The 23,984-nt window shown below is 66.0% G+C and carries 23 protein-coding genes and 2 pseudogenes; 21 read left to right on the top strand and 4 right to left on the bottom strand.

Annotated elements, in window-relative coordinates:
• Window positions 1-32: 32 nt before the first annotated feature.
• From ABCR88_RS03390 to ABCR88_RS03370, 5 genes are read left to right on the top strand one after another with little or no spacing between them, the layout of a single operon-like run.
• A complete protein-coding gene (locus tag ABCR88_RS03390) occupies window positions 33-941 on the top strand; it encodes a hypothetical protein (RefSeq protein ID WP_350404118.1) in 909 nt (302 codons plus the stop codon).
• A 3-nt stretch (window positions 942-944) separates the two neighbouring features.
• The gene (locus tag ABCR88_RS03385; protein WP_011059031.1) at window positions 945-1,622 is read left to right on the top strand and encodes a hypothetical protein; all 678 of its coding nucleotides are present in this window, start codon (window positions 945-947) and stop codon (window positions 1,620-1,622) included.
• 31 nt (window positions 1,623-1,653) lie between these two features.
• Window positions 1,654-2,106: a hypothetical protein gene (locus tag ABCR88_RS03380; RefSeq protein ID WP_350404117.1), complete on the top strand. Its 453-nt coding sequence runs from the start codon at window positions 1,654-1,656 to the stop codon at window positions 2,104-2,106.
• A 27-nt stretch (window positions 2,107-2,133) separates the two neighbouring features.
• Window positions 2,134-2,679 (top strand): CPCC family cysteine-rich protein, encoded by a 546-nt coding sequence (locus ABCR88_RS03375; RefSeq protein ID WP_041115700.1) that lies wholly within the window; start codon window positions 2,134-2,136, stop codon window positions 2,677-2,679.
• Window positions 2,676-3,119 (top strand): SMI1/KNR4 family protein, encoded by a 444-nt coding sequence (locus tag ABCR88_RS03370; protein WP_337154711.1) that lies wholly within the window; start codon window positions 2,676-2,678, stop codon window positions 3,117-3,119. The genes ABCR88_RS03375 and ABCR88_RS03370 overlap by 4 nt, the downstream gene beginning before the upstream one ends.
• Window positions 3,120-3,193: 74 nt before the next feature.
• On the opposite strand, the gene cobJ is transcribed toward ABCR88_RS03370, so the two are convergent.
• Genes cobJ through cobG form a run of 4 tightly spaced genes read right to left on the bottom strand, consistent with a single transcriptional unit; the run spans window position 3,194 to window position 7,578 of the window.
• The gene (cobJ, locus tag ABCR88_RS03365) at window positions 3,194-4,915 is read right to left on the bottom strand and encodes a precorrin-3B C(17)-methyltransferase (RefSeq protein ID WP_047283740.1); all 1,722 of its coding nucleotides are present in this window, start codon (window positions 4,913-4,915) and stop codon (window positions 3,194-3,196) included.
• Window positions 4,915-5,646, bottom strand: a complete 732-nt coding sequence (locus ABCR88_RS03360) for a precorrin-2 C(20)-methyltransferase (protein WP_015633986.1) — start codon at window positions 5,644-5,646, stop codon at window positions 4,915-4,917. The genes cobJ and ABCR88_RS03360 overlap by 1 nt, the downstream gene beginning before the upstream one ends.
• Window positions 5,646-6,272: a precorrin-8X methylmutase gene (locus ABCR88_RS03355; RefSeq protein WP_053148848.1), complete on the bottom strand. Its 627-nt coding sequence runs from the start codon at window positions 6,270-6,272 to the stop codon at window positions 5,646-5,648. Before ABCR88_RS03355 ends, ABCR88_RS03360 begins: the two co-directional genes overlap by 1 nt.
• A complete protein-coding gene (gene cobG / locus ABCR88_RS03350; RefSeq protein ID WP_041115692.1) occupies window positions 6,265-7,578 on the bottom strand; it encodes a precorrin-3B synthase in 1,314 nt (437 codons plus the stop codon). Before cobG ends, ABCR88_RS03355 begins: the two co-directional genes overlap by 8 nt.
• Before the next feature lie 138 nt (window positions 7,579-7,716).
• Here cobG and ABCR88_RS03345 point away from each other — a divergent pair, with 138 nt between their 5' ends.
• From ABCR88_RS03345 to urtA, 16 genes and pseudogenes are all read left to right on the top strand, one after another.
• On the top strand, window positions 7,717-8,931 hold the full coding sequence (locus ABCR88_RS03345; RefSeq protein ID WP_011059024.1) for a bifunctional cobalt-precorrin-7 (C(5))-methyltransferase/cobalt-precorrin-6B (C(15))-methyltransferase: 1,215 nt from the start codon (window positions 7,717-7,719) through the stop codon (window positions 8,929-8,931).
• A 93-nt stretch (window positions 8,932-9,024) separates the two neighbouring features.
• Entirely contained in the window at window positions 9,025-10,122 is a 1,098-nt protein-coding gene (locus ABCR88_RS03340) for a cobalt-precorrin-5B (C(1))-methyltransferase (RefSeq protein ID WP_236185697.1), read from the top strand.
• Window positions 10,119-10,847: a cobalt-precorrin-6A reductase gene (locus tag ABCR88_RS03335; protein WP_183000715.1), complete on the top strand. Its 729-nt coding sequence runs from the start codon at window positions 10,119-10,121 to the stop codon at window positions 10,845-10,847. The genes ABCR88_RS03340 and ABCR88_RS03335 overlap by 4 nt, the downstream gene beginning before the upstream one ends.
• 182 nt (window positions 10,848-11,029) lie before the next feature.
• Window positions 11,030-11,331, top strand: a pseudogene (locus ABCR88_RS03330) (type II toxin-antitoxin system RelE/ParE family toxin).
• A 3-nt stretch (window positions 11,332-11,334) separates the two neighbouring features.
• The gene (locus ABCR88_RS03325) at window positions 11,335-11,625 is read left to right on the top strand and encodes an addiction module antidote protein (RefSeq protein WP_041115682.1); all 291 of its coding nucleotides are present in this window, start codon (window positions 11,335-11,337) and stop codon (window positions 11,623-11,625) included.
• Between the two features lie 99 nt (window positions 11,626-11,724).
• Complete coding sequence (locus ABCR88_RS03320) at window positions 11,725-12,123, top strand: DUF2946 domain-containing protein (RefSeq protein WP_236185699.1); 399 nt, start codon at window positions 11,725-11,727, stop codon at window positions 12,121-12,123.
• A 49-nt stretch (window positions 12,124-12,172) separates the two neighbouring features.
• Complete coding sequence (locus tag ABCR88_RS03315) at window positions 12,173-12,667, top strand: copper chaperone PCu(A)C (protein ID WP_236185701.1); 495 nt, start codon at window positions 12,173-12,175, stop codon at window positions 12,665-12,667.
• A gap of 55 nt (window positions 12,668-12,722) precedes the next feature.
• On the top strand, window positions 12,723-13,133 hold the full coding sequence (locus ABCR88_RS03310) for a DUF2946 domain-containing protein (RefSeq protein WP_065364904.1): 411 nt from the start codon (window positions 12,723-12,725) through the stop codon (window positions 13,131-13,133).
• Between the two features lie 88 nt (window positions 13,134-13,221).
• Window positions 13,222-15,354: a TonB-dependent copper receptor gene (locus tag ABCR88_RS03305; protein WP_350404114.1), complete on the top strand. Its 2,133-nt coding sequence runs from the start codon at window positions 13,222-13,224 to the stop codon at window positions 15,352-15,354.
• 99 nt (window positions 15,355-15,453) lie between these two features.
• Complete coding sequence (locus ABCR88_RS03300; protein ID WP_350023556.1) at window positions 15,454-16,836, top strand: PepSY domain-containing protein; 1,383 nt, start codon at window positions 15,454-15,456, stop codon at window positions 16,834-16,836.
• A gap of 153 nt (window positions 16,837-16,989) precedes the next feature.
• The gene (locus ABCR88_RS03295; RefSeq protein ID WP_041115670.1) at window positions 16,990-19,119 is read left to right on the top strand and encodes a TonB-dependent receptor; all 2,130 of its coding nucleotides are present in this window, start codon (window positions 16,990-16,992) and stop codon (window positions 19,117-19,119) included.
• 41 nt (window positions 19,120-19,160) lie between these two features.
• Window positions 19,161-19,949, top strand: coding sequence for an ABC transporter ATP-binding protein (locus ABCR88_RS03290; protein WP_041115668.1), 789 nt, complete (start codon window positions 19,161-19,163; stop codon window positions 19,947-19,949).
• Window positions 19,946-20,905, top strand: coding sequence for an ABC transporter substrate-binding protein (locus ABCR88_RS03285; RefSeq protein ID WP_236185708.1), 960 nt, complete (start codon window positions 19,946-19,948; stop codon window positions 20,903-20,905). Before ABCR88_RS03290 ends, ABCR88_RS03285 begins: the two co-directional genes overlap by 4 nt.
• Window positions 20,902-21,912: an iron ABC transporter permease gene (locus tag ABCR88_RS03280; RefSeq protein ID WP_011059011.1), complete on the top strand. Its 1,011-nt coding sequence runs from the start codon at window positions 20,902-20,904 to the stop codon at window positions 21,910-21,912. Before ABCR88_RS03285 ends, ABCR88_RS03280 begins: the two co-directional genes overlap by 4 nt.
• 143 nt (window positions 21,913-22,055) lie before the next feature.
• A pseudogene (locus ABCR88_RS03275) lies at window positions 22,056-22,355 on the top strand (hypothetical protein).
• Window positions 22,356-22,580: 225 nt separating this feature from the next.
• A complete protein-coding gene (urtA, locus tag ABCR88_RS03270) occupies window positions 22,581-23,846 on the top strand; it encodes an urea ABC transporter substrate-binding protein (protein ID WP_019094029.1) in 1,266 nt (421 codons plus the stop codon).
• Window positions 23,847-23,984: the final 138 nt, after the last annotated feature.

Raw genomic sequence — 23,984 nt, 5'->3', positions numbered from 1 at the left:
GGCCACCCTCCCATCAAGCGACAGGCAACGGAATGCAGACTCTTCAACGACCCACTGGCACGGGCCCCGCCGCCGCGCGCGCCCTGTGCCTTGCGCAGATCGGGCGCGGCCTGGCCTGCCTGCTGGCCGGGCTCCTGCTCATGCCCCTCCCGGCACTGGCTGGCGAATCGCCCCAGGCCAAGCTCGAGGCCTGGCTGAACAAGACCAGTGAATCCATTGAGCGCTTTGGCGACTTCAAGGTGTACCACCGTCGGGACGGCAGCAGCCCCCGGGAAATCACCTACAAGGGCCAGCTCTATCGGCCGCTGAACGCCTGGCAGATCACCGAGGTAAAACCCACCGGGGCGACCCGGGGCGGGCAACCGGTACTGCTGGCCACCACCATCGAATGGATGGGCGTCGGCACGGTACTGATCGCCGTGCAGAACGACACGCCCCTGGCCCGCGTCCTCAGCCCGGTCAAGAGCAAGAGCGAACCCGACTGGGGCCAGCCGCAACCCGGACGCAGCGACCTGCTGCTGTTTCCCGAGGGCGCGCGGGCCCTGGTGCCCTCCACCGGGCAAGTGCTGTGGTTCGACGAGCGGCTGCCCGGCTGGGGGTTCTCCCACTACGCCATGCTGGTGTCGGTGTCGCCGGACAACAGCAGTGCTGCGTTCCTCGGCAAGGAAGGGCTGCTGCTCAGTTCGGCGGAACAGGGCGTGTATGCCCAGTTGCCGATCAGCAAGGAGCTGAACCTGAGCCAGCTCTGGCCCCTGTTCAACCAAGCCGGCGACCGCGCGCGAAAGGCCCTGGACGAAGGCCGGCGCATTGACCAGAGCCGCCTGCATCACGCCTTGCAGGTGGACTGGGTCGGCCGCCAGTTCAGCTGGCAGCAGGTGCAGGGAAGCTGGCAGCTCAAGGGGCTGGGCCTGAACTCCAGCCCGCTGAAGAAGGAGCATTGAGTGATGACCGTTCTACGTCCATGGCCCGCCCGACAGCTGCTGCAACTGACTACGGCCATGGTGCTGGCCGGTTGCGCCAGCCATGGCAGCGAGCAACCCAGCGATATACGCACCGAGCACGCCAAGGCCTCAGACGCGGTGCTGGAGCTTGAAGTCAGCTTCGCCAAAGCGCCGGACTACAAGCCTGAAACCCGCGGCCCCTATGCATCCAGCCAGTACGTGAAGATCGAGGGCGCACCGGCCCTGGAGATACCCTTCTACCAAAAAGGTATCGGCTTCGAACTGGGCGTGGTGGGTGACCCGCGGGCGCTGCTGGCCCTGCCCTACCCTTCGCCCAAGGCCGACTCATCGAGCAAGAACCTGCGGGTCATCGGCCAACGCCTGGACAGCACCCGCTACCGTTTTGTAGTGCTGCCGCTGTCGGGCTGGAACAGCCTCGACAGCTTCGAGGTGGCCTTCGCCCACAACGGCCGGCGCGAGGCCATGACCTTCACCTACAGCACGCAAGTGGCCTGCAACAGCAGCTTTGCGGTGACGACGCCGACCTACGGTTTCGCGATGTCGGTGGAGGCGCGCTTTCCCAAGGGCGTCCAGGGTTGCCTCAAGGCCTGTGATGCACGCCCCGAGTACGCCGGGCAATGCGCCTACAACTCCGGTTTTCGCCAGGTCTCGAACCTGTAGCCCCCCTTCCAGCAGGAGCAGGAACCACCCAATGCCCTACAGCGCCGATGCCGCTTTCATTCAGGAACAATGGCAGGCCGGGTGTTTCCCTCGGGAAAACACCCTGGTCCTCGGCAGCGGGTTCTACTGCCTGTTCGACCTGCCCTATGAACATCCCCGGCTGATCAACAACGTCTGGATGCCGGCCCTGGACTATCCCCAACAGGATGAGCCTGACTTCGTCACCACCCTGGGCTTGTGCACCGACGGTCCACAGTCGTTCTATGCCCGGGGTGGGGAGACGGCAGGCTACGGCGGCGATGGCTTCCTGGCCTTGCAGGAAAAAGGCTCGGATGCACTGATCTGGCTGATTGCCCTGCGCGACACCAACCCCTTCTACCGGGTAGAGATCCAGGACCAGTACCTCCATGGCGAATCGACCTCCGGGGTCAGCGTACGAATACCCATTCAGCGCCCTGACCAATTGATCCTGACCTGGCCCTGAACCGCCCCCTCGAAAAGCCGAGCCCCCATGGAAAAACTCACCGCCAACGCAGCCATCGACCTTCTGAGCCGCCACAGGTTGCCCGGCCTGGACGCCGCCGCGCGCTTCTCCCACCTCCTGAACTGGTGGGGAATAGACAGCGACGACCTTGAATTCGCGGCACTTGCACCCAGCCTGCAACAACAGATCCTGACCCAACCGGAGCCCCCGCAAGAGGTGCAAGACCCACGCTACGACGCGCTGCTGCTGATCGCCCTGCGCGCCGAATATCGCGGCGTCAGCCACCTGTACCTGAGGCGCTGCCTGCGTGAAGCCGGGCTGGGTGACTACACCGTCAGCGCGAACATCGAGTGCCTGGAGGCCTGCCCCTGCTGCGGCTACCTGACCCTGGGCGCACGAGGCGAATACGAGATCTGCGACCTGTGCCACTGGGAAGACGACGGCAGCGAAGCGCTGGATGTGCCGAGTGGGCCGAACCATAAAACCCTGGGCCAGGCCCGGGAACAATTCACCCGCGACATGAACCATCTGCCGCTGGACAAATGGCCACGCGCCACCGAGTACCCGGCATGATTCCAGCGCCACTGATTGCCCTGATCGAAGCCCAGCCCCGCTACCGCCCGCTTCCTGAAAACGCCGAGGTCACCCTGGCGCTGGAAGCCCTGGGCATTGCCCCGGACAGCGAGTTCGCGCAGATCTACCTGGCCTGCCACCCCGCCGATTTCAGCAGCCGCGCCAGCGACGAAGTGCTCCTCGACATTGCCGGGCCCGGCGAGGAAGTTCGCATGGGCACCGAGTTCATCCATGAGGTCTGGGAGCTGCCAGAGAACTTTGTGGCCTTCACCTCATTGCAAGGCGAAGGCGGCTACTTGCTGGACAAGGACAGCGGCGGCGTCTGGGATTTCGACCTGGGCGACTGGGAAGCTTTCGTCGCCGGCCGCATCCCCGCCAGATGGGCCGGCTTCTTCGAATTCATCACCTGGCTGCTGACCGCCGAACCCAGCGACTCGTAGGAGCCGGCTTGCCGGCGAAGAGGCCCTTGAACCTTGCACGGCCCTGAACGACGCCTTCGCCGGCAAGCCGGCTCCTACAGGGGTTTATTGCCGTACCAACGCGGCGTGTAGACCCACTCGCCACCTTCCGCCCGGGGGAAGACGCAGGTGGTGGAGGAGCCCACCAACACCATGGTGCGCATGTCCACCTGCTCCGGGGTCAGCTCGCCCAGGGTGATGACCCGCAGGGTCTGGCCCGGGCGGCCAATGTCGCGCCCCAACACCACAGGGGTTTGCGGCGTACGGTGCTGGCGCACGATCTCCAGGGCCCGGCCCAGTTGCCAGGGCCGCGAGCGGGAAATCGGGTTGTAGAAGGCCAGGGCCAGATCCGCCTGGGAGGCGAGGTCCAGGCGCTTCTCGATGATGTCCCAGGGCTTGAGGTTGTCCGACAGCGACAGCACACAGAAATCATGGCCCAGGGGTGCACCGGCCTGGGCTGCGGTGGCCAGGGAGGCGGAGACGCCCGGGAGGATCTCCAGATCGACGCTGTGCCAGGCCGGGTCGCTGGATTCGTGCAGGGCTTCGAGCACCGCCGCGGCCATGGCGAATACTCCCGGGTCGCCGGACGACACCACCACCACCGAACGGCCCTGGGCCGCCAGCTCGAAGGCGTGACGGGCGCGCTGCATCTCTTCGCGGTTATCGGTGCAGTGCATCACCTGGTCGGCGCGAAACGGACCGGCCATGCGCACGTAGGTTTCATAACCGAGAATGTCGTTGGCCCGGGCCAGTTCGGCTTTCACTGCCGGCACCATCAGCTCGGCGGCGCCAGGGCCGAGGCCGATCACGGCAAGGCGCCCACGGGGGCGGCCAATCTGCTCCGGGTCCAGGGGCTGGCTGGCCACAGCAATGGCGATGTCCTCGCCGACCTTCAGCGGCGGCAGCAATTGCGGCACGGCCTGTTGCGCCAGTTCGGCGACACTGTCGGCGGCCGGCAGGAAACGCAACGGTACGCCCAGTTGCGCCGCTGCCTGGTGCAGGGCACGGTCGGCCATGTCGCGGTCAGCGGCCAGCAGGCACGCCACCGACTGCACCGCGATGCGCGCCTGATGCAAAGCCTGGCGGATGTGGGTGGCCAGGTCGCTATCAGCTTCGCCGGCCAGTCGCTGCCCACGGCAGGCAACCAGCACGCTGCGGGGGTAGATCAACAGTTCATTGGCCACGGGCTCGCGCTCGGCTGAACCGACCCGGATGGTCAGGCGGGCCTGATCATCCTCGGGCAGCTTCGCTGCGGCCAGCCAGGGTGCTGCGCCTTCGATGCGCACGCTTTCGCCACCCAGCAGGTCGGAGACGAACCGCTTGCCCAGCTCCAGGTCACCCAGAGCATAGCCACTGGGCGGGTTGAGCAGGCAGGTGCCGAAGCGCAGTTCACCGCTGGTGGTGATGGCGGCCGCGACTCCGAGCCCCGCGGCAATTTCCCGGGCCATGCCATTGACCCCGCCAAGGCCGCCCAGCAGCGGCACCACGGCGCTGCCGTCTTCGGCCACGGCCAGAACCGGCGGTTCGGCGCCTTTTTCCAGCAGCAGCGGCGCCAGGGTGCGGATCACGATGCCGGCCGCACACAGGGCGATGATCGGCGTGTCCTGTTGATAGAGCTGGCGCAGGGTCGCGCCGAATTCGTGGTAGACCCGGTCGGCGCCTTCGACCCGTTCCGCCAGACCGTGGATCAACGAGTCGGGATACAGCCGCTGGATCTGCCGCGCGGTGTCGAGGCTGCCTTGGCCAAGGATGACGATGGCCGGAGTTGAACGGGCCATCAGCCTTGCCACCTTTCGCCGGGAACGATGATCAGCGAGAAGTACGGCGAGGACATCGGCTCCACGTCATCCAGCGGCACGATCTTCTGGTTGGCCATGGTGGCGCGCTCGACGTACAGCGCACGCCGCGCCAGCCCCAGTTCTTCCAGGACCTGGCGCACCTTGGGGAAGTTGCGCCCCAGCTTCATCACCACCGCCGCATCGGCGTCCGCCAGGCGACGCTTGAGTTCCTCATGGGGCAGCACCCCGGAAAGCACCGACAGGCTCTGGTTGCGATACACCAGGGGCGCGCCCAGCACCGAAGCGCCGCCCAGCATCGAGCACACCCCCGGCACCACTTCGGCCTGGTAACGCTCGGCCAACCGGTCGTGCAGGTACATGTAGGAGCCGTAGAAGAACGGGTCGCCTTCGCAGATCACCGCCACGTCGCGGCCGGCGTCCAGGTGCTGCGCCAGCTCCTCGCTGGCGCTGTCGTAGAAGTCGCTGATCACTTGTTCGTAGGACAGCGGTGCCGGCAGCACTTCGGTGGTGACCGGGTACACCAGGGGCAACAGGGTCTGGGCCTGTTGCAGGTGCCCTTCGATGATGCCGAAGGCGTTGCCCTTCTTGCCCTTGGCCACGAAGTAGGCCACCACCGGTGATTCGCGCAGCAGGCGCAGGGCTTTGACGGTAATCAGTTCCGGATCACCGGGGCCCACGCCAAGGCCGATCAAACGTCCGGGCTGCTGCATCATTCGACCTCCGTGGCCAGGGCATTGACCGCAGCCGCCGCCATGGCGCTGCCGCCCAGGCGGCCCTGCATGATCACGAAGGGCACCCCGCGGCTGTCGGCGGCGAGCATCGCCTTGGATTCGGCGGCGCCGACAAAGCCCACTGGGAAGCCGAGGATCAGCGCCGGTTTCGGCGCGCCCGCATCGAGCATTTCCAGCAGGTAGAACAAAGCGGTGGGCGCGTTGCCGATCACCACCACGCTGCCTTCCAGGTGCGGGCGCCACAGTTCCAGGGCCGCAGCGGAACGGGTGTTGCCCAGCTCCCGAGCCAGCTCTGGCACGCTGTCGTCGCGCAGGGTGCAGATCACCTGGTTGTTGGCCGGCAAGCGGGCCCGGGTAATACCCTCGGAAACCATGCGCGCATCGCAGAGAATCGGCGCACCGGCCGCCAGGGCATCGCGCCCGGCCTTGCCGGCGCCCTCGGAAAACTGCAGGCCGTCGACGGCCTCGACCATGCCGCAGGCATGGATCACCCGCACGGCGAGTTTCTCCAGGTCGGCGGGAATGCGCTCCAGCCGGGCTTCTTCGCGAATGATCGCGAAGGAGTTGCGATAGATCTCCTGACCGTCGCGGATGTAATCAAGCATCAAGGTTGCTCCGTGGGCGGGCATCGAGCAATGCCTCTGCCGCTTCAATAGAAAGGTTGCGTGCGTGCAGCGTGCCGAAACCCGGCTGCGCTGCATCGCGCAAATACAAGTCATAGCGCCCTGGGGCCACCGCCAGCAGGGTGGCCGGCGCCACATGAGCGGCGGCGCAGGAACGCGGGCAGGCGGACAGGTGCACATCCAGTTGGCGACCATGGCGCTGGAGCAGCCCTGCCAGTTGCAGGGCGTCGCTTTTGGTGTCGGCCAGGGCCTTGCCGCAACCACTGGAACCGGTGCAGGCAATCAAGTGAGCCAAGGCCTGTTGCGGGCTGCACAGTAGGCCCAGTTGCTCCAGGGCGGCAGTGGCCGCCGGCGCATCCGCCGCGGCGATCGAGGGCAGCAGCAGGCTCTGCCAGGGGGTCAGGCGCAGGCTGGCGTCACCGTACTGTCGGGCCAATTGCGCCGCGCCCTTGAGCATGGCCGGATCGAGCCGCCCCAGGGGCGTGCCCGCGCCAACATAAACCTGCCCGGGCGCAGCCTGTGGATAAGTACCGATATGCAGTCCAGCGACACTGGCCTGACGCCGCCAGCCACCGATATTCAACAGCGGCCGGCTCAGGCGGGGCTCCAGTTGAGCGAGGAAATCCTCCCGCGACATGTCCATCAGCAGGTGACGCATGCGCGTCTGTTCCGGCCGCGCCAGGTCGAGAAACAGCTCCAGCACGGCCACCAGCAGCTCGTGGCCCTGGTCCTGCGCCACCGCCGCCAGGGGTTCATCCACCGGGCAGCCAGCCAGCCCGAACGCCAGCAGCCCCTGGCCGTCGCGCTCAAGGGCCGACAGCCACAGGTCATGGTGATGTTCGAGCATGGCCAGGGCTTCGCCACCGTCGAGCTGTACGGCGAACTTGGCCGACAGTTGGTGAAAGCGCGGATGGCCCTGCAAGGTGTCGAGGATCTGCGCGGCCAGGGGCCGGGTATCCATCAAGCACTGCCGATCGATCCCGGCGCAGGGGCTGAGCATCAGGTTGCGCACATCGTCACCGGCGGCAGTAGTCGGCCCAAGCCCGGCAGCCAGCAGTGCGGCGATCAGTGCCTGATGCTCCGGGCCGATGCCGCGAATCTGCAGGTTGGCGCGGTTGGTGGCCTCGATCACGCCCCCCGCGTAAGCCTGCGCCGCCTCGGCCACTGCCACGGCCTGCTCCGCGCTGATGACGCCGCCAGCCAGCTTGATCCGGCAGATGCCACCGTCCAGCGCCGGGACGATGCGCAGCAACCCCGGGCAGGCCGAGGGGCGGATGGCAGTGGACATCGAGCGTTCGTTCAAGGGGGTGACCGGCCGTGTGGGAAAAGCGCTTCGTCAGCGAAGGCGCGGTATTATGCCTGCTTTGTCCGAAGGCATGAAAAGCCTGCCTGTCGGAACAACAGGTTTTGCGTTCGAGGAATAGAGATGTCGCCCTGGCTGACAGTAGTGGGAATCGGTGAAGACGGCTTCAAGGGCCTGGGCAGAAATGCCCGGCATGCCCTGCTGGGCGCATCAAAGATCGTCGGCGCCCAACGCCAGCTGGACCTGCTGCCACCCTGCATCCGTGGCCAGCGCCAGCTGTGGCCCAGCCCGTTTTCCCTGGAGCCGGTGCTGAGCCAGCGTGGTGCTGCAGTCTGCGTCCTGGCCAGCGGTGACCCCATGCTGTTCGGCGTCGGCGCCAGCCTGGCGCGGCAGCTGCCCGCAGAGGAAATCCAGGTACTGTCCTTCCCTTCGTCCTATTCCCTGGCGGCTGCGCGCCTGGGCTGGCCTTTGCAGGAGGTGATCACGCTCTCTGTGGTCGCGCGGCCGATCAGCGCACTCAGCGCCCAACTGTCCGGCGGGGTACGCCTGCTGGTGCTGAGCAATGACGGCCACAGCCCGGCCGCCATCGCCGGCCTGCTGCGCGAGCGCGGTTTCGGCCCGAGCCGGATCAGCGTGCTGGAACACCTGGGCGGCCCCCTGGAGCGGCGCATCGACGGCACCGCCAATGACTGGGCCGACCCGGCAATCGCCGACCTCAACCTGCTGGCCATCGAATGCCTGGCCGAAGCCAGCACCCCGCGCCTGTCGCGGCTCGCCGGCCTGCCGGACTCGGCCTTTCGCCACGACGGCCAGTTGACCAAGCGCGACGTGCGGGCCATGACCCTGGCGCGCCTGGCACCGGTGCCCGGCGAGCTGCTCTGGGACGTGGGCGCCGGCAGCGGCTCCATCGGCATCGAGTGGATGCGTACCCACCCCAGCTGCCGCGCCCTGGCCATCGAGGCCGACGACGGCCGCCAGCAATTGATCGAACACAACCGCGAGGTACTCGGCGTGCCCGGGCTGCAACTGATACGCGGCCGCGCGCCCCAGGCACTGGCCGGGCTGGAGCGTCCGGATGCGATCTTCATCGGTGGCGGCGTGACCCGCGAAGGCGTGCTGCAGGCCTGCTGGGAACAACTCAAGCCCGGCGGGCGCCTGGTGGCCAATGCCGTGACCCTGCAAAGCGAAATGACCCTGATGGACTGGCGAGAACGCCACGGCGGCGAGCTGACCCGCATCCACATCGCCCAGGCCCAGCCACTGGGAGAGTTCGACACCTGGCGCCAGGCCCTGCCGATCACCCTGCTGGACCTGCACAAGCCCCGGGACCTGCCGTGAACCTTGCAGGTGCGGGCTTGCTCGCGAATACGTCCGCCCAAGAGACCGACGTGCGCCCTTGGCGAGCAAGCTCGCCCCTGCGAGGGCTGGGGCATGCGTGAAGAAACAGCGGAACAGCCCGCGCCCCTGCGCAGTGGCCTGACCACCGGCAGCTGCGCCACCGCCACCAGCCTGGCCGCCGCGCGCCTGCTGCTCGAGGGCTGCAATGCCGACGCGGTGCAGATCATCCTGCCCAAGGGCAAGCAGGTGCAGATGCGCCTGGAATTCTGCCGCCACACCGCCGACGGCGCCGAAGCCGGCACTATCAAGGACGCCGGCGACGATCCGGACGTGACCCACGGCGCCCTGCTGTACTCCCGGGTGCGCCTGACCCCTGAACCGGGCATTCGCTTCGTCGCCGGCCAGGGTGTCGGCACCGTGACCCGCCCCGGCCTGGTGCTGGCGGTGGGCGAGCCGGCGATCAATCCCGTACCGCGCCGGATGATCGGCGAGCACCTGCAACGACTCGCCGAGGAACGGGCCTACCCCGGCGGTTTCGAGGTCACGGTGAACGTCGAGGGCGGAGCGGAACTGGCCCTGAAAACCATGAACCCGCGCCTGGGGATTCTTGGCGGGCTGTCGATCCTGGGCACCAGCGGCATTGTCCGGCCCTTCTCCTGCGCCGCCTACATCGCCTCGATTCACCAAGGCATCGACGTGGCCAAGACCAATGGCTACCTGCACATCGCCGCCTGCACCGGCAACGCCAGCGAAGACACCATGCGCCGGGTCTACCAGTTACCGGAAATCGCCCTGATCGAAATGGGCGACTTCGTCGGCGCGGTGCTCAAGCACTTGCGCAAAGTACCGGTGGATAAACTCAGCCTGTGCGGCGGCTTCGGCAAGATCAGCAAGCTGGCCGCCGGGCACATGGACTTGCACAGCCGCCACTCCAGTATCGACCTGCCGCAACTGGCGCAATGGGCCGCCGATGCGGGTGCCGATCCGGCGCTGCAACAGGCCATCCGCGAGGCCAATACCAGCCAGCAGGCGCTGGCCATGGCCAGCGCCGCGGGGGTCGCCCTGGGCGATGCGGTATGCCAGCACGCCCTGGATTTCGCCCGCAGCGTGGTGCCGCCCCAGGTCCAGGTTGAGGTCTTTGCCATCGACCGCCAAGGCGGCATCGTCGGCCACGCCGGAGGTTTCCAATGAGCCGTATCCTGCTGCTGGGCGGGGTCACCGAGGCCTTGGCCATTGCCCGCACCCTGGGCCCAACACATATCTACAGCCTGGCCGGAGTAGGCCGGGTGCCCACCGACCTGAACTGCCAGGTACGAGTCGGCGGCTATGGAGGTGCCGAGGGGCTGGCACGCTTTATCCGCGAAGAGCGCATCGGCCTGCTGCTGGATGCCACCCACCCTTACGCGGCACAGATCAGCGCCAATGCACAGGCTGCCGCGCAACTGACCGGGATTGCCTGCTGGGCCTTGCGGCGTCCGGCGTGGCAACCGCAGCCCGGGGATGACTGGCGCGAGATCACGGATTGGCCGCACTTGGTGCAGGCCCTGGAACCCTTCAAGCGACCCTTGTTCACTCTGGGTCGCGAACCCTTGCAGCATCTGGAAGAAATTCCGGCCGGCCAGTTCTGGACCCTACGCGCCCTGGACGCCTACCCGGGCAACCCGCGCTGTGAAGTGATCGGGGCCCGCGGGCCGTTCCTGATCGAGGACGAACGGGCGCTGTTCGTGCGCCGGCAGATCGACGTGCTGATCAGCAAGAACAGCGGCAGCAGCGCCACCGAACCCAAACTGGAAGTGGCCCGCGAGCGGGGCATACCGGTGCTGGTGCTCAAGCGTCCCGAGCTGCCCGAGGTCGACCGCCAATTTGCCAGCGTAGCCGAGGTACTGAGCGCCCTGGGGCAGCTGCCTCACGCCTGACAGACAAAGACGCCAAGCCCCACAGACTCTTGGGATTCCCCTGGCAGCGATCGATAAGACAGTGCTTTAGCCTCCTTGGAACGATTCAGTGGCGACCGGTTCATCAATGGCCGGTCGTCGCACCAATCGATTTCAGTTTGGCAAATGACTTGCCAGACAGTATCCCAAGGAATACAGTCGCCATGTTCGTCTTTGAGCAGACTCAGGCGTTTACCCACTGGCTGCTACGCCTAAAAGATCCCCAGGGAAAACCCGCGTGCTGGCCCGGATCAGGGCGGCGCAACTGGGCCGTTTCGGCGACTGCGAACCCGTGGGCGAAGGTGTCTATGAAATGCACATCCATCGCGGCCCCGGCTACCGGGTGTATTTCTCGCGCCGGGACACTGTGATCTACCTGTTGCTGATCGGCGGTGACAAGAGCACCCAGAGACGCGATATCCAACGCGCCAGGCAACTGGCCCATGACCTCAAGAGCGAGGGCTGAAACATGCGCACCCCAGTGACCCGCTTCGACGCGGCGGAGTACCTCAAGACCCCTGAAGACATGGTGGCCTACCTCGACGCCTGCTTCGAGGAAGACACCGGCGACGGCGTGCTGATCCGCGCCGCACTCAACGACATCGCCCGCGCCCGCGGCATGACCCAGGTCGCCCGTGACACCGGCCTGGGCCGCGAAAGCCTGTACAAGTCCCTGGGCAGCCAGGGCAATCCCGAGTTCGCGACTATCATCAAGGTCATGAAGGCACTGGGACTCAAGCTTCACGTCAGCCTGGCCTGAACTGGCACTGCGACACCACACCGCATACGCTGCTTTTTTACTTATCCACAGCGATCAGGCTAAATACCCGCCTGATCGCTCAACCGACGGATCGTCCCCATGTCCCGACAACGGCTCGCATTTGCCTGGATCGCCTGCTTCGCAGTGCTGTTCAACATGCTTGCCATGCCGCTTTCCGGAGCCATGCCGCGCAGCGATTCGGGGCTGGACGAGCAACTGCTGTGGGGCAGCTTCTGCTCCTCCAGCGGCACCAAGCTGGTGGCCATTTCCCTGGGCAAGCTCGACCAGCAAGCGCCGCAGAACGACGACCATTCCACCATGCAGCACTGCTGGTGCTGCTCCGGCTCGCCGCCGCTGGTGGCCTTGCCCGGGCACGTTCCCCAGCTGTCCTTCACCCGCTTCGCAGTCCAGCCGGGCGCACCGCAACCGCAGGTAGAACGGCTCACCCTGCGCCAGCAATGGCCCAGCCTGAACCCCGGTGCCCCGCCTCTGGCATGATTCCCTTTCGCAAGTGATCTGCGTCTTTGAATCGTTCTGGAGAACTCACATGTTCAAACCATCCCTGGTCAAGCAATCCCTGCTGCTGGCCGCACTGCTGCTGCCTGCCTGTTTCGCCACCGCCCACGACTACAAGGCCGGTGACCTGCAGATCGCTCATCCCTGGTCTCAGGAACTGCCGCCGAACGCGCCCACCGTGGCCGCGTACTTCGTGGTGCACAACCCGGGCAAGAACGCCGACACCCTGCTCAGCGTCGACTCGCCGATCGCCGGCAAGGCCGAGCTGCACGAGCACGTCAAGCAAGGCGACATGATGAAGATGCAACAAGTGGCCAAGGTGGCGGTGCCCGCCGGTGGCGAGGCGACCTTCGCCCCCATGGGCTACCACGTGATGCTGCTGGAGCTCAAAGACCGCAGCCTGCTCACCGACGGCAAGCGTTTCCCGCTGACCCTGCACTTTGAAAAAGCCGGTGACGTCACGGTCGAAGTGGCGGTGCAGAAGCAGGCGCCGGACGCCATGCAAGGGCATATGCACGCCCAGTAAGCACTGACCGGCCCTCACCGTGAACGCCCCGCACGCGCCTGGCCGCAGGCGGTCCGTGCCGCGCCGCGACTCGTCTGGAGTCCGCCGCGGCAGCTGGATCAGCCTGTTCGCCATGCTGATGATCTTTATCGGCCCGCTGATTTCCCAGTCGATGCCGATGGATCACGCGATGCCGATGAACATGTCCGTTTCCATGGACATGGGCGACGCTGCGCCCGGCTGCCACGGTGAAAGCCCGCACCACGCACAAAAGGGCAGATCCCAGGGCGAAGAGCATGTGCTCTGGGAAAAATGCGGCTATTGCAGCCTGCTGTTCAATTGCCCGGCACTGCCTTCGGCGCTGTCGTTCGCCGCTCTGTTCACGCCGCCCACACCGTATTTCCTGATCCCCGCCACGCGCCTGGGCCACGCCCGGCAGACCGTGTTCCCCGGCGCCCTGACCCGCGCCCCACCGTTCCTCGCCTGAGTCTTCAGCTCATCTCACACGGCCGGCTGTCAGCGCGACAGACGCGTACTCGCGGCCGTGTCATTCAAGACCGAACGATGGAACATCTATGTTTTCTGCCGACTCTCGCCTGGGCGTTGCCCAGCCACTCAAGACCTTCGCCCTGAACCCTGCGCGCCAGCACTTCAACCGCGCCCTCGCGGTCCTCTGCGGCGCTCTGCTGACGCCCCTGGCGCTGGCCGACGATGCCACAACGGACCACTCCCGGCACAGCACCGAACTGAGCCCGACGGTGATCACCGCCATCGCCCCCAGCTCGCCCCTGACCGTGGTCACCAACCCCAAGGACCCGCGCCAGCCGGTGCCGGCCAGTGACGGCGGCGACTACCTCAAGACCATTCCCGGCTTTGCCCTGGTACGCAACGGCGGCACCAACGGCGACCCGGTGCTGCGGGGCATGTTCGGCTCGCGGCTGAACATCCTCACCAACGGCGGCATGATGCTCGGCGCCTGCCCGGGCCGCATGGACGCGCCGACCTCTTACATCTCTCCGGAAACCTACGACCGGCTGACCGTGATAAAGGGCCCGCAGACCGTACTCTGGGGCCCGGGCGCCTCGGCCGGCACGGTGCTTTTCGAGCGCGAACCGGAACATTTCGGCGAACTCGGCACCCGGGTCAATGCCAGCCTGCTGGCCGGCTCCAACGGGCGCTTCGACAAGACCCTGGATGCCGCTGCCGGTGGCCCCCTGGGTTATGTGCGGGTGATCGGCAACACCGCCCACGCCGACGACTACCGCGACGGCAACAATGACACCGTGGCCTCGCGCTACGACAAGTGGAACGGTGACGTGGCCCTGGGCTGGACCCCGGACGCCGACACCCTGCTGGAACTCACCGCCGGCAAGGGCGATGGCGAAGCCCGCTACGCCGGGCGCGGCATGGACGGCTCGCAATTCAAGCGCGAAAGCCTGGGCCTGCGTTTCGAGAAGTCCAACCTTGGCGAGGTGCTGGACAAGGTCGAGGCCCAGGTCTACTACAACTACGCCGACCACGTGATGGACAACTACAGCCTGCGCACCCCATCCGGCACCGGAATGATGGCCGGCCCCATGGCCTCCAACGTCGACCGTCGCACCCTCGGGGCGCGGATCAAGGCCACCTGGCGCTGGGCCGACCTGCAACTGATCGGCGGCCTGGACGCCCAGACCAACGAACACCGCAACCGCGCCAGCAGCGGCGTCGACACCTACAAGCAACTGCCCCGTACCAAGGACGCCGACTTCCACAACTACGGAGCCTTCGGCGAGCTGACCTGGTACGCCGCCGAGCGTGACCGGATGATCACCGGCGCGCGCCTGGACCGCGCCTCGGCCAAGGACTACCGGCCAAGCATCGGCTCGGGAATGATGACCCGCCCCAACCCCACCGCCGGCGACACCCGGGCCGATACCCTGCCCAGCGGCTTCGTGCGCTACGAGCATGACCTGGCCGACAGCCCGACCACGCTTTACGTCGGCCTTGGCCACACCCAGCGCTTCCCCGACTACTGGGAGCTGTTCTCGCCGAAAATGGGCCCGGCCGGCTCGGTGAACGCCTTCGATTCGATCAAGCCGGAAAAGACCACCCAGCTCGACTTCGGCCTGCAGTACCAGGGTGAAGACCTGGAAGCCTGGGCCTCGGGCTACATCGGCCAGGTGCGCGACTACATCCTCTTCGACTACAACTCGAAGATGATGGGCATGAGCACCTCTCGGGCCGAGAACATCGACGCACGGATCATGGGCGGCGAACTGGGCGCGGCCTACAAGCTGACCTCCAACTGGAAAGCCGACGCGACCCTGGCCTACGCCTGGGGCAAGAACAGCAGCGACGGCAAGGCCCTGCCACAGATGCCGCCGCTGGACGCGCGCCTGGGCCTGACCTACAGCGAGGACGACTGGAGCGCCGGGGCCTTGTGGCGCGTTGTCGCCGCGCAGAACCGGGTGGACCTGAACAAGGGCAACGTGGTCGGCAAGGACTTCGGCAAGAGCGGCGGCTTCGGCGTGTTCTCCCTCAACGGCGCCTACCGGGTGACCAAGAACCTCAAGCTCAGCACCGGGGTCGACAACCTGTTCGGCAAGGCCTACGCCGAGCACCTGAACCTGGCGGGCAATGCCGGCTTCGGCTACCCGGCGACGGACCCGCAAGCCATCAAGGAACCGGGGCGCACGCTCTGGACCAAGGTTGACCTGAATTTCTGATGCCCCTTCGCCGGCACGCCGTCTCCTCGTCGCTGGAGCCGGCTTGCCGGCGAACAGCCCCCATAAGAAAAGATCCACAGCCCTGCGGAGCCTTCCCCGATGAACCGACCCAAAGTGTCTTTCTACAACCTGGCCTGGCGCTGGCATTTCTACGCCGGGCTGTTCGTCGCCCCCTTCATGGTGATGCTGGCCCTGACCGGCATCGTCTACCTGTTCAAACCGCAGCTGGACCCGCTGATGTACCCCAGCCTGCTCAAGGTGCCTGCCGCCCACCACAGCCTCAGCGCCGATGAGCTGTTGCAACGGGTTCAGGCCGCCTACCCCCAGGGCCATATCAAGCAGTACCTGCCCGCTGTGGATGCCGAGCGCAGCGCGCAGTTCGTGGTGCAGGATGCCGGCCACGAACTCAACGTGTTCATCGACCCCTACCACGGTGACGTGCTCGGCGAGCAGGATGCCAAGGCCAACCTGCAGGCCGTGGCCCGGGCCATTCACGGCGAGCTGATGATCGGCACCGTCGGTGACCGGCTGGTGGAACTGGCCGCGAGCTGGGGCATTGTCCTGGTGGTCTCGGGCCTGTACCTGTGGTGGCCGCGGGGCAAGTCTTCGGCCGGGGTACTCTGGCCACGCTGGAGTGCCCGCGGCCGCCTGTTCTGGCGTGACCTGCACGGTGTGCTGGGTTTCTGGGGCTCGGCCTTCCTGCTGCTGATGCTGCTCAGCGGCATGACCTGGACCGGCTTCTGGGGCAAGCAGTACGCCGACCTGTGGAACCGCTTCCCGGTGGCCATGTGGAACAACGTGCCGACCTCCGACCAGCAGGCCCGGGAGCTCAACAGCGCCACGCGCCAGACCGTGCCCTGGGCCCTGGAAAACACCCCGATGCCGATGTCCGGCGACCACGCCGAGCACATGGCCCACAACGCCGCGGACGCGGCGCCGGCAGCGCCGTCCATCAGCCTGCAAGCGGTGCAGGATATCGCTCGCCAGCGCCAGGTCGAGGCGGGCTACAGCATCACTCTGCCGAGCACTGCCACGGGCGTGTTCACCATCGCGGTGTTCGCCGACGACCCACGCAACGATGCCACCCTGCATGTCGACCAATACACCGGCCAGGTGCTCGCCGATGTGCGCTGGAAGGACTACAGCAACGTGGCCCGGGCCACCGAGCTGGGAGTGATGCTGCACGAAGGCAAGATGTTCGGGCGCTTCAACCAGATCCTGGTGCTGGTGGTGTGCCTGATGATCCTGCTCGGCGCCGTGAGTGGTCTCATCATGTGGTGGCAACGACGGCCCCAGGGCCGACTCGGCGTGCCCCCACTGCGCCACGACCTGCCGAAATGGAAAACCGCGATGTTGATCATGGCGCTGCTGGCCCTGGCGTTTCCTTTGGTCGGGGCCTCGCTGATTGTGGTGTGGCTGCTCGATCGCCTGCTGCTCTCACGCTTCAACCGTGGGCCTGAATCTGCTTCATCTTCAACATGAATCAGCCGAGATGCGCGTTCCAGAGGGCTCTGTAGAATCTCGGCGCTTTAGCCGTGCACAGTTATAATGTTACTTTATAACACTAAAGTGTAAGATCCCTGCCCGCAGCCCCCACTGCGGGCAACCCTCTCGAAGAAGTGATTCACCGTCCCGATGAACAAGTACTTGCTGCCCAGCCTCTGCCTGATGGCCCTGACTTCCCCGGCCCAGGCCGACGACTCCGCCCTGACCCTGCCCACCGGCACCATCTCCGCCGCTGCCAGCGAAGCCGACGACAGCATCAGCCTGGCCACCCCCACCAGCGCCGGTTCGCGCCTGGGCCTGAGCGCCCTGGAAACCCCGGCCAGCACCGACAGCCTGAGCGGCGATCGAATCCGCGCCCGGGGCGATCGGAGCATCCAGGACGCGGTATCGCGCAGCGCCGGCATCAGCCGCACCGGCACCCCGGGCGACGGCGGCACCTCGCTGTCGGCACGGGGCTTTACCGGGCAGAGCTCGGTGATGCAGCTGTATGACGGCAACCGCATGTACACCGGCATGGGCACCGTGACCTTCCCGGTGGACACCTGGGCGGTGGAGCGGGTCGACGTGCTCCGCGGCCCGGCCTCGGTGCTGTACGGCGAAGGCGCCACCGGTGCGGTGATCAACACCGTTCCGAAAAAGCCGTTCAGCGGCGAAATCGAAAACCACCTGCGCCTGGGCTACGGCTCCTTCGATCGCCAGCAGCAGGCCCTGGACAGCGGCGGTTCCCTGAGCGACACCCTGAGCTACCGGCTCAACCTCAACCGCGAGCGCAGCAACGGCTGGATCGACCGGGGCGATTCCTCCGGCGACTTCGTCAGCGCTGCCCTGCGCTGGCAGGCCCGTGATGACCTGGCCTTTACCCTGGCCCACGACTACGGCGACCAGAACCCGATGAACTACTTCGGCACGCCGCTGATCGACGGGCGTTTCCACAAAAGCCTGCGGGACAAGAACTACAACGTGCGCAACGACCAGCAGCACTACAACGACCAGTGGACCCGCCTGACCAGCCAATGGCAGATTTCCGACCAGATCAGTGCCAGCAACGAGCTGTATTACCTCAAGGCCCAGCGCCGTTGGCAGAACGCCGAGAACTACAACTTCAACACCCTGGACCGGCAACTGACCCGCAGCGGCAACTACGGTATCGGCCACCAGCAGGAACAGCTCGGTGACCGTCAGACCTTCACCTTCAAGCACTCGCTGCTGGGCCTCGACAGCCAGACCCTGACCGGCGTCGACTACAACCGCATCCGCTTCCACATGAAGAGCAACTCGCCCTTCACAGACAGCGTGAGCAACGGTCAGCCGGTGGATCTGTACCATCCGGCCCCGGGCGACTTCGCCAGCAACAGCCCTTACCGCGATCAATTCAAGACCACCACCAGGCAGATGTCGGTGTTCGCCGAAAACCGCCTGCAGCTCAGCGAGCGCTGGTCCCTGGTGACCGGTGTACGCCGCGACTACGTGCATATTGATCGCGATGACTTGAAGGACGACAGCCGAAGCGACAAGACCCTGACCGGTAACAACTGGAAGGCCGGGCTGGTGTTTGCGGTGACCCCGGACACCTCCCTCTATGGCCAATACTCCACCAGCACCGACGGTGTCGGCGGGCTGATTTCCCTGAGCAAGAGCCAGCAGCAATTCGACCTCTCCAGTGCCAGGCAGACCGAGATCGGCCTCAAGCAGATGTTCTGGGACCAGCGTGGCGAATGGACCCTGGCGGCCTACCATATCGTCAAGAAGAAGCTGCTGACCGATGTCCCGGGCGACCCGGACCTGAAACAGCAGGTGGGCCAGCAATCCTCCAACGGCCTGGAAGCCAGCCTGGACCTGCAACTGCCCCGCGCCTGGCAACTGCAGGCCAACGCCGCCATCGTTCGCGCCCGGTACGACGACTTCCAGCAGGACGTCGACGGCGTGCAGGTCTCCCGCGACGGCAAGCGCCCGGTGGACGTGCCACGCCGCACCGCCAACCTGTGGCTGAGCAAGGCCCTCGACGATGACCTGCGGGCCGGCGCCGGAGTGCGCTATGTAGACGCACGCTACGCCGACATGGCCAACCGGAATCAGTTGCCCAGCTACACCGTGGTGGATGCGGCGCTGTCATGGAAAGCCTTGCCCAGCACCACCCTGGGCCTGCAATTGAACAACCTGTTTGACCGCCAGTACGCGCAAAGCCAATACAATGACGGCCAGCAATGGATACTCGGCGAGCCGCGCTCGTTCTTCGTCACCGCTGACTACACCTTTTAACCTCACCTGCGGCCACCGCGCGGGGACCACACGGATACGGCATGACCTCGCTGAACCTCACCAACCTGGCCTGGACACCCCTGGGCCAGGGCCACTGCCACCACCAGTTCCAACTGCGTGAGGCCAGCCTGCAGGTGGCGGCCGGCGAGTTCGTCGGCCTGATCGGGCCCAACGGCAGCGGCAAGACCAGCCTGCTGCGCTGCGCCTATCGCTTCAGCAAGCCGCAGCAGGGCGAGGTGTTACTGGCCCATCACAACGTGTGGAAACAGTCGCCGCGCTGGTGCGCGCAACGCATCGCCGTGGTCCTCCAGGAGTTTCCCGACGCCTTCGGCCTGACCGTGGAAGAGGTGGTCGCCATGGGCCGCACCCCGCACAAGGGCCTGTTCGACGGCGACACCCAGGACGACCGGCGCATCGCCCGCGAGGCCCTGGAGTCGGTGGGCCTGCTGGGCTTCGAGGACCACGCCTTCGCCACCCTGTCCGGCGGTGAGAAACAGCGGGTGATCCTGGCCCGCGCTTTGGCCCAGCAACCCCAGTTGCTGATCCTCGACGAGCCCACCAACCACCTCGACCCGCGCTACCAGCTGGAGTTGCTGCAGCGGGTCAAGCGCCTGGGCATCGGTACCCTGGCGAGCATCCACGACCTGAACCTGGCCGCAGCCTTCTGCGACCGCCTGTATGTCCTCGACCACGGGCGCATCGTCGCCAGCGGCACGCCCGGCGAGGTGCTCACCGTCGAGTTGCTGCGCAACGTCTTCGGCGTCGAGGCGCTGATCGACGCCCATCCCCTGTCCGGCTACCCACGAATCACCTGGATCACCCAACCATGACCTTGCGCTCCCTGCTTCGCTCCAGCCTGCTCCTGGCCCTGTCACTGGGGGCCACCCAGGCCTTCGCCGAGGCCACCCATTACCCGCTGACCATCACCAGCTGCAACCGCGAAGTGACCTTCAAGCAAGCGCCGCAACACGCCCTCAGCCATGACATCAACATGACCCAGATGATGCTCGCCCTGGGGCTCAAGCCACGCATGGTGGGCTACAGCGGGATCAGCGGCTGGAAGGCCGTGACCCCGCAAATGAGCGCCCTGCTCGACGGCCTGCCGGAACTGGCGGCCAAGTATCCGTCGGTGGAAACCCTGCTCAATGCCAACGTCGACTTCTTCTTCGCCGGCTGGGACTACGGCATGCGCGTGGGCGGCGACCTCACGCCACAGACCCTGGCGCCGCTGGGGATCAACGTCTACGAACTGACCGAGTCCTGCGCCTTCGTGATGAAGCGCCCGGCCGCCAGCCTAGAGGACACCTACACCGACCTGCGTAACCTCGGGCGGATCTTCGACGTGCAGGATCGCGCCAACGCCCTGATCGCCCGGATGCAGGAGCAGGTGGCCCAGGTACAGAAGGACCTGCCCAGGGACAAGCCGCGGGTATTCCTCTATGACAGCGGCGAAGACCGGGCCATGACCTCGGGCCGCCTGGGCATGCCCCAGGCGCTGATCGACGCGGCCGGCGGCCGCAATATCCTCGATGACGTCGACGCCAGCTGGACCCGGGTCAACTGGGAAACCGTGGTCGAGCGCAACCCGCAGGTGATCGTGATCGTCGACTACAGCGAAGTCAGCGCCGAGCAGAAGCAGCAGTTCCTGCTGAACAACAAGGCCCTGCAAGGAGTCGATGCGATCAAGAACCAGCGCTTCATCGTCATCCCCTATGTGCAGGCCACGCCGGGCATCGACAACGTGCTGGCGGTGGAAACCCTGGCCAAGGGTTTCCACGGCGAATGACCAGTCCCCGCTATGCCGCACTGTTGATGGCCCTGGGCGCCCTGCTGCTGGCGTCCTGCGTGGTGTCCCTGGGCTTTGGCCCGGCGCGGGTGCCGGTGGAGGTGGTGGGGCGCATTCTGTTGCACAAGGCCCTGGGCCTGGGCGTTGTGGACTGGAGCCCGGGCCAGGAGCACATCGTCTGGCTGATCCGCGTGCCGCGCATGCTCCTGGGGGCCCTGGTGGGTGCCGGGCTGGCACTGATCGGCGCGGTGCTGCAGGCGGTGACCCGCAACCCGCTGGCCGACCCGCACCTGCTGGGGGTGACCTCCGGCGCCACCCTCGGCGCGGTGATCGTGGTGCTGCACCTGGGCCAGGTTATCGGGCTTTTGACCCTGCCCCTGGCGGCCTTTGTCGGCGCCCTGCTGAGCATGGCGCTGGTGCTGGGGATCGCCGCCCGCAACGGCCGCCTCGACAGCGACCGGCTGTTGCTGTGCGGGGTGGCGGTGTCGTTCGTGATGATGGCCGCGGCCAACCTGCTGCTGTTCATGGGCGACCACCGCGCCAGCTCCGCAGTGATGTTCTGGATGCTCGGCGGCCTGGGCCTGGCGCGCTGGGAACTGCTGGCGATCCCCGCCGCCAGCGTGCTGCTGGGGCTGGTGTTGCTGCTGGGCATGGCGCGCCCGCTGAACGCCCTGATGGCCGGCGAGCAGACCGCCGTGACCCTGGGCCTGAACGCGCGCAATGTGCGCCTGAAGGTATTCCTGATTGCCTCGCTGATGACCGGAGTGCTGGTGTCCATCAGCGGCTCCATCGGTTTTGTCGGGCTGATGGTGCCGCACATTGCCCGGCGCCTGGTGGGCGCCGAACACCGCCGGCTGCTGCCGGTGTGCGTACTGCTGGGCAGCGTGTTCCTGGTCTGGGTGGATGTGGCTGCGCGCACCCTGATCGCCCCCGAGGACCTGCCCATCGGCGTGGCCACCGCGGCCATCGGCGGGGTGTTCTTCATCGGCCTGATGCGCCGCCGCTGACCTCCCCGGCAGGAGCCGGCTTGCCGGCGAAGGCGCTCGTGAGCCTTGTGCCAGGTTCGAGGGCCTCTTCGCTGGCAAGCCAGCGCCTACAATCGTCGCCCTTGCTTTAAGATCGCGCGCTTGGATCTCTCAGGATGAGTCTCATGTTCAGAACCGCATTCTTGGCCTTGCTGCTCGGCACAGCCCTTGGCGCCCAGGCCGGCACCTCTGTCGACGTTTCGAAAATCTACGGCAACATCCAGATCGTCAACAGCTTCCCCGACTACAAGGTCAAGGTGGTGAACTCCTTTCCCGACCTGAAGGTGAAGCAGGTCAACTCCTTCGCCGACGCGCCGGGCAAGTGGTAGATCGTCAACAGTTTTCCCGACTACAAGATCCAGATCGTCGACTCCTTTCCCGACTTCACCATCAAATATGTCGATTCCTTCCCGGGCGTGAATTGAAGCCACCCCCAGGCCACGGCTGCCGCCCAGCGGCAGCACCACAATGACGCACCCCGGTGCACCAGCCCCTGGCCCAAGCCTCGTCTTGGGGCATCACCTCCCCCGCCCGCGCCGTTAAAGCGACGTTTTCATGCCTTGCGCCGACTCGGCACACCCCTTGCAAAACAGCCCTTCAGCAGTCCGCATCTACCACCTGAAAAATCAAGAGTTCATGGAGATCGCACAATGAAGCGTCGTAGTTTGCTCAAGGCTTTCACTCTCACGGCAAGCATTGCCGCGATGGGCATGACCTGGACCGTCCAGGCCGCCGAAACCATCAAGGTGGGGATCCTGCACTCGCTGTCGGGCACCATGGCGATCTCCGAAACGTCCCTCAAGGACATGGCGTTGATGACCATCGACGAAATCAACGCCAAGGGCGGGGTCAACGGCAAGCTGCTGGAGCCGGTGGTGGTGGACCCGGCCTCGAACTGGCCGCTGTTCGCCGAGAAGGGCCGCCAGTTGCTGACCCAGGACAAGGTGGCGGTGGTATTCGGCTGCTGGACCTCGGTGTCGCGCAAGTCGGTGCTGCCGGTGTTCGAGGAGCTCAACGGCCTGCTGTTCTACCCGGTGCAGTACGAAGGCGAAGAGATGTCGCCCAACGTCTTCTACACCGGCGCCGCACCGAACCAGCAGGCGATCCCGGCGGTGGAATACCTGATGAGCGAGGACGGCGGCAGCGCCAAGCGCTTCTTCCTCCTGGGCACCGACTACGTCTACCCGCGCACCACCAACAAGATCCTGCGTTCGTTCCTGCACTCCAAGGGCGTGGCCGACAAGGACATCGAAGAGGTCTACACCCCGTTCGGCCACAGCGACTATCAAACCATCGTCGCCAACATCAAGAAGTTCTCCGCCGGAGGCAAGACTGCGGTGATCTCCACGGTCAACGGTGACTCCAACGTGCCCTTCTACAAGGAACTGGCCAACCAGGGCCTGAAAGCCACCGACGTGCCGGTGGTGGCCTTCTCGGTGGGCGAGGAAGAACTGCGCGGCATCGACACCAAGCCCCTGGTGGGCAACCTCGCGGCCTGGAACTACTTCGAATCGGTGGATAACCCGGTGAACCAGAAGTTCGTCGCCGCCTGGAAAGCCTACGCCAAGGCCAAGAACCTGCCGGGCGCGGACAAGGCGGTGACCAACGACCCGATGGAAGCCACCTACGTCGGCATCCACATGTGGGCCCAGGCGGTGGAGAAAGCCAAGTCCACCGATGTCGACAAGGTTCGCGAGGCCCTGGCCGGGCAGACCTTCGCCGCCCCTTCGGGCTACACCCTGACCATGGACAAGACCAATCACCATCTGCACAAGCCGGTGATGATCGGCGAGATCCAGCCCGACGGTCAGTTCAACGTGGTCTGGCAGACCGAAGGCCCGATCCGTGCCCAGCCCTGGAGCCCGTTCATCCCGGGCAACGACAAGAAGCCGGACTACGCGGTCAAGAGCAACTGATCCGAACCTGACGCCTTCCCCGTAGGAGCGAGCTTGCTCGCGACGAGGTCCGCAGGACCTGCAACGAAAACCGCCCGGCTGGCCGCTGCGCGGATCGCGAGCAAGCTCGCTCCTACAGGTTATCCGGGCGCTTTCAAG

It is taken from the genome of Pseudomonas sp. W17 (assembly GCF_040268305.1).
GTDB lineage: Bacteria > Pseudomonadota > Gammaproteobacteria > Pseudomonadales > Pseudomonadaceae > Aquipseudomonas > Aquipseudomonas protegens.
This window is presented reverse-complemented; position numbering and strand designations above follow the sequence as displayed.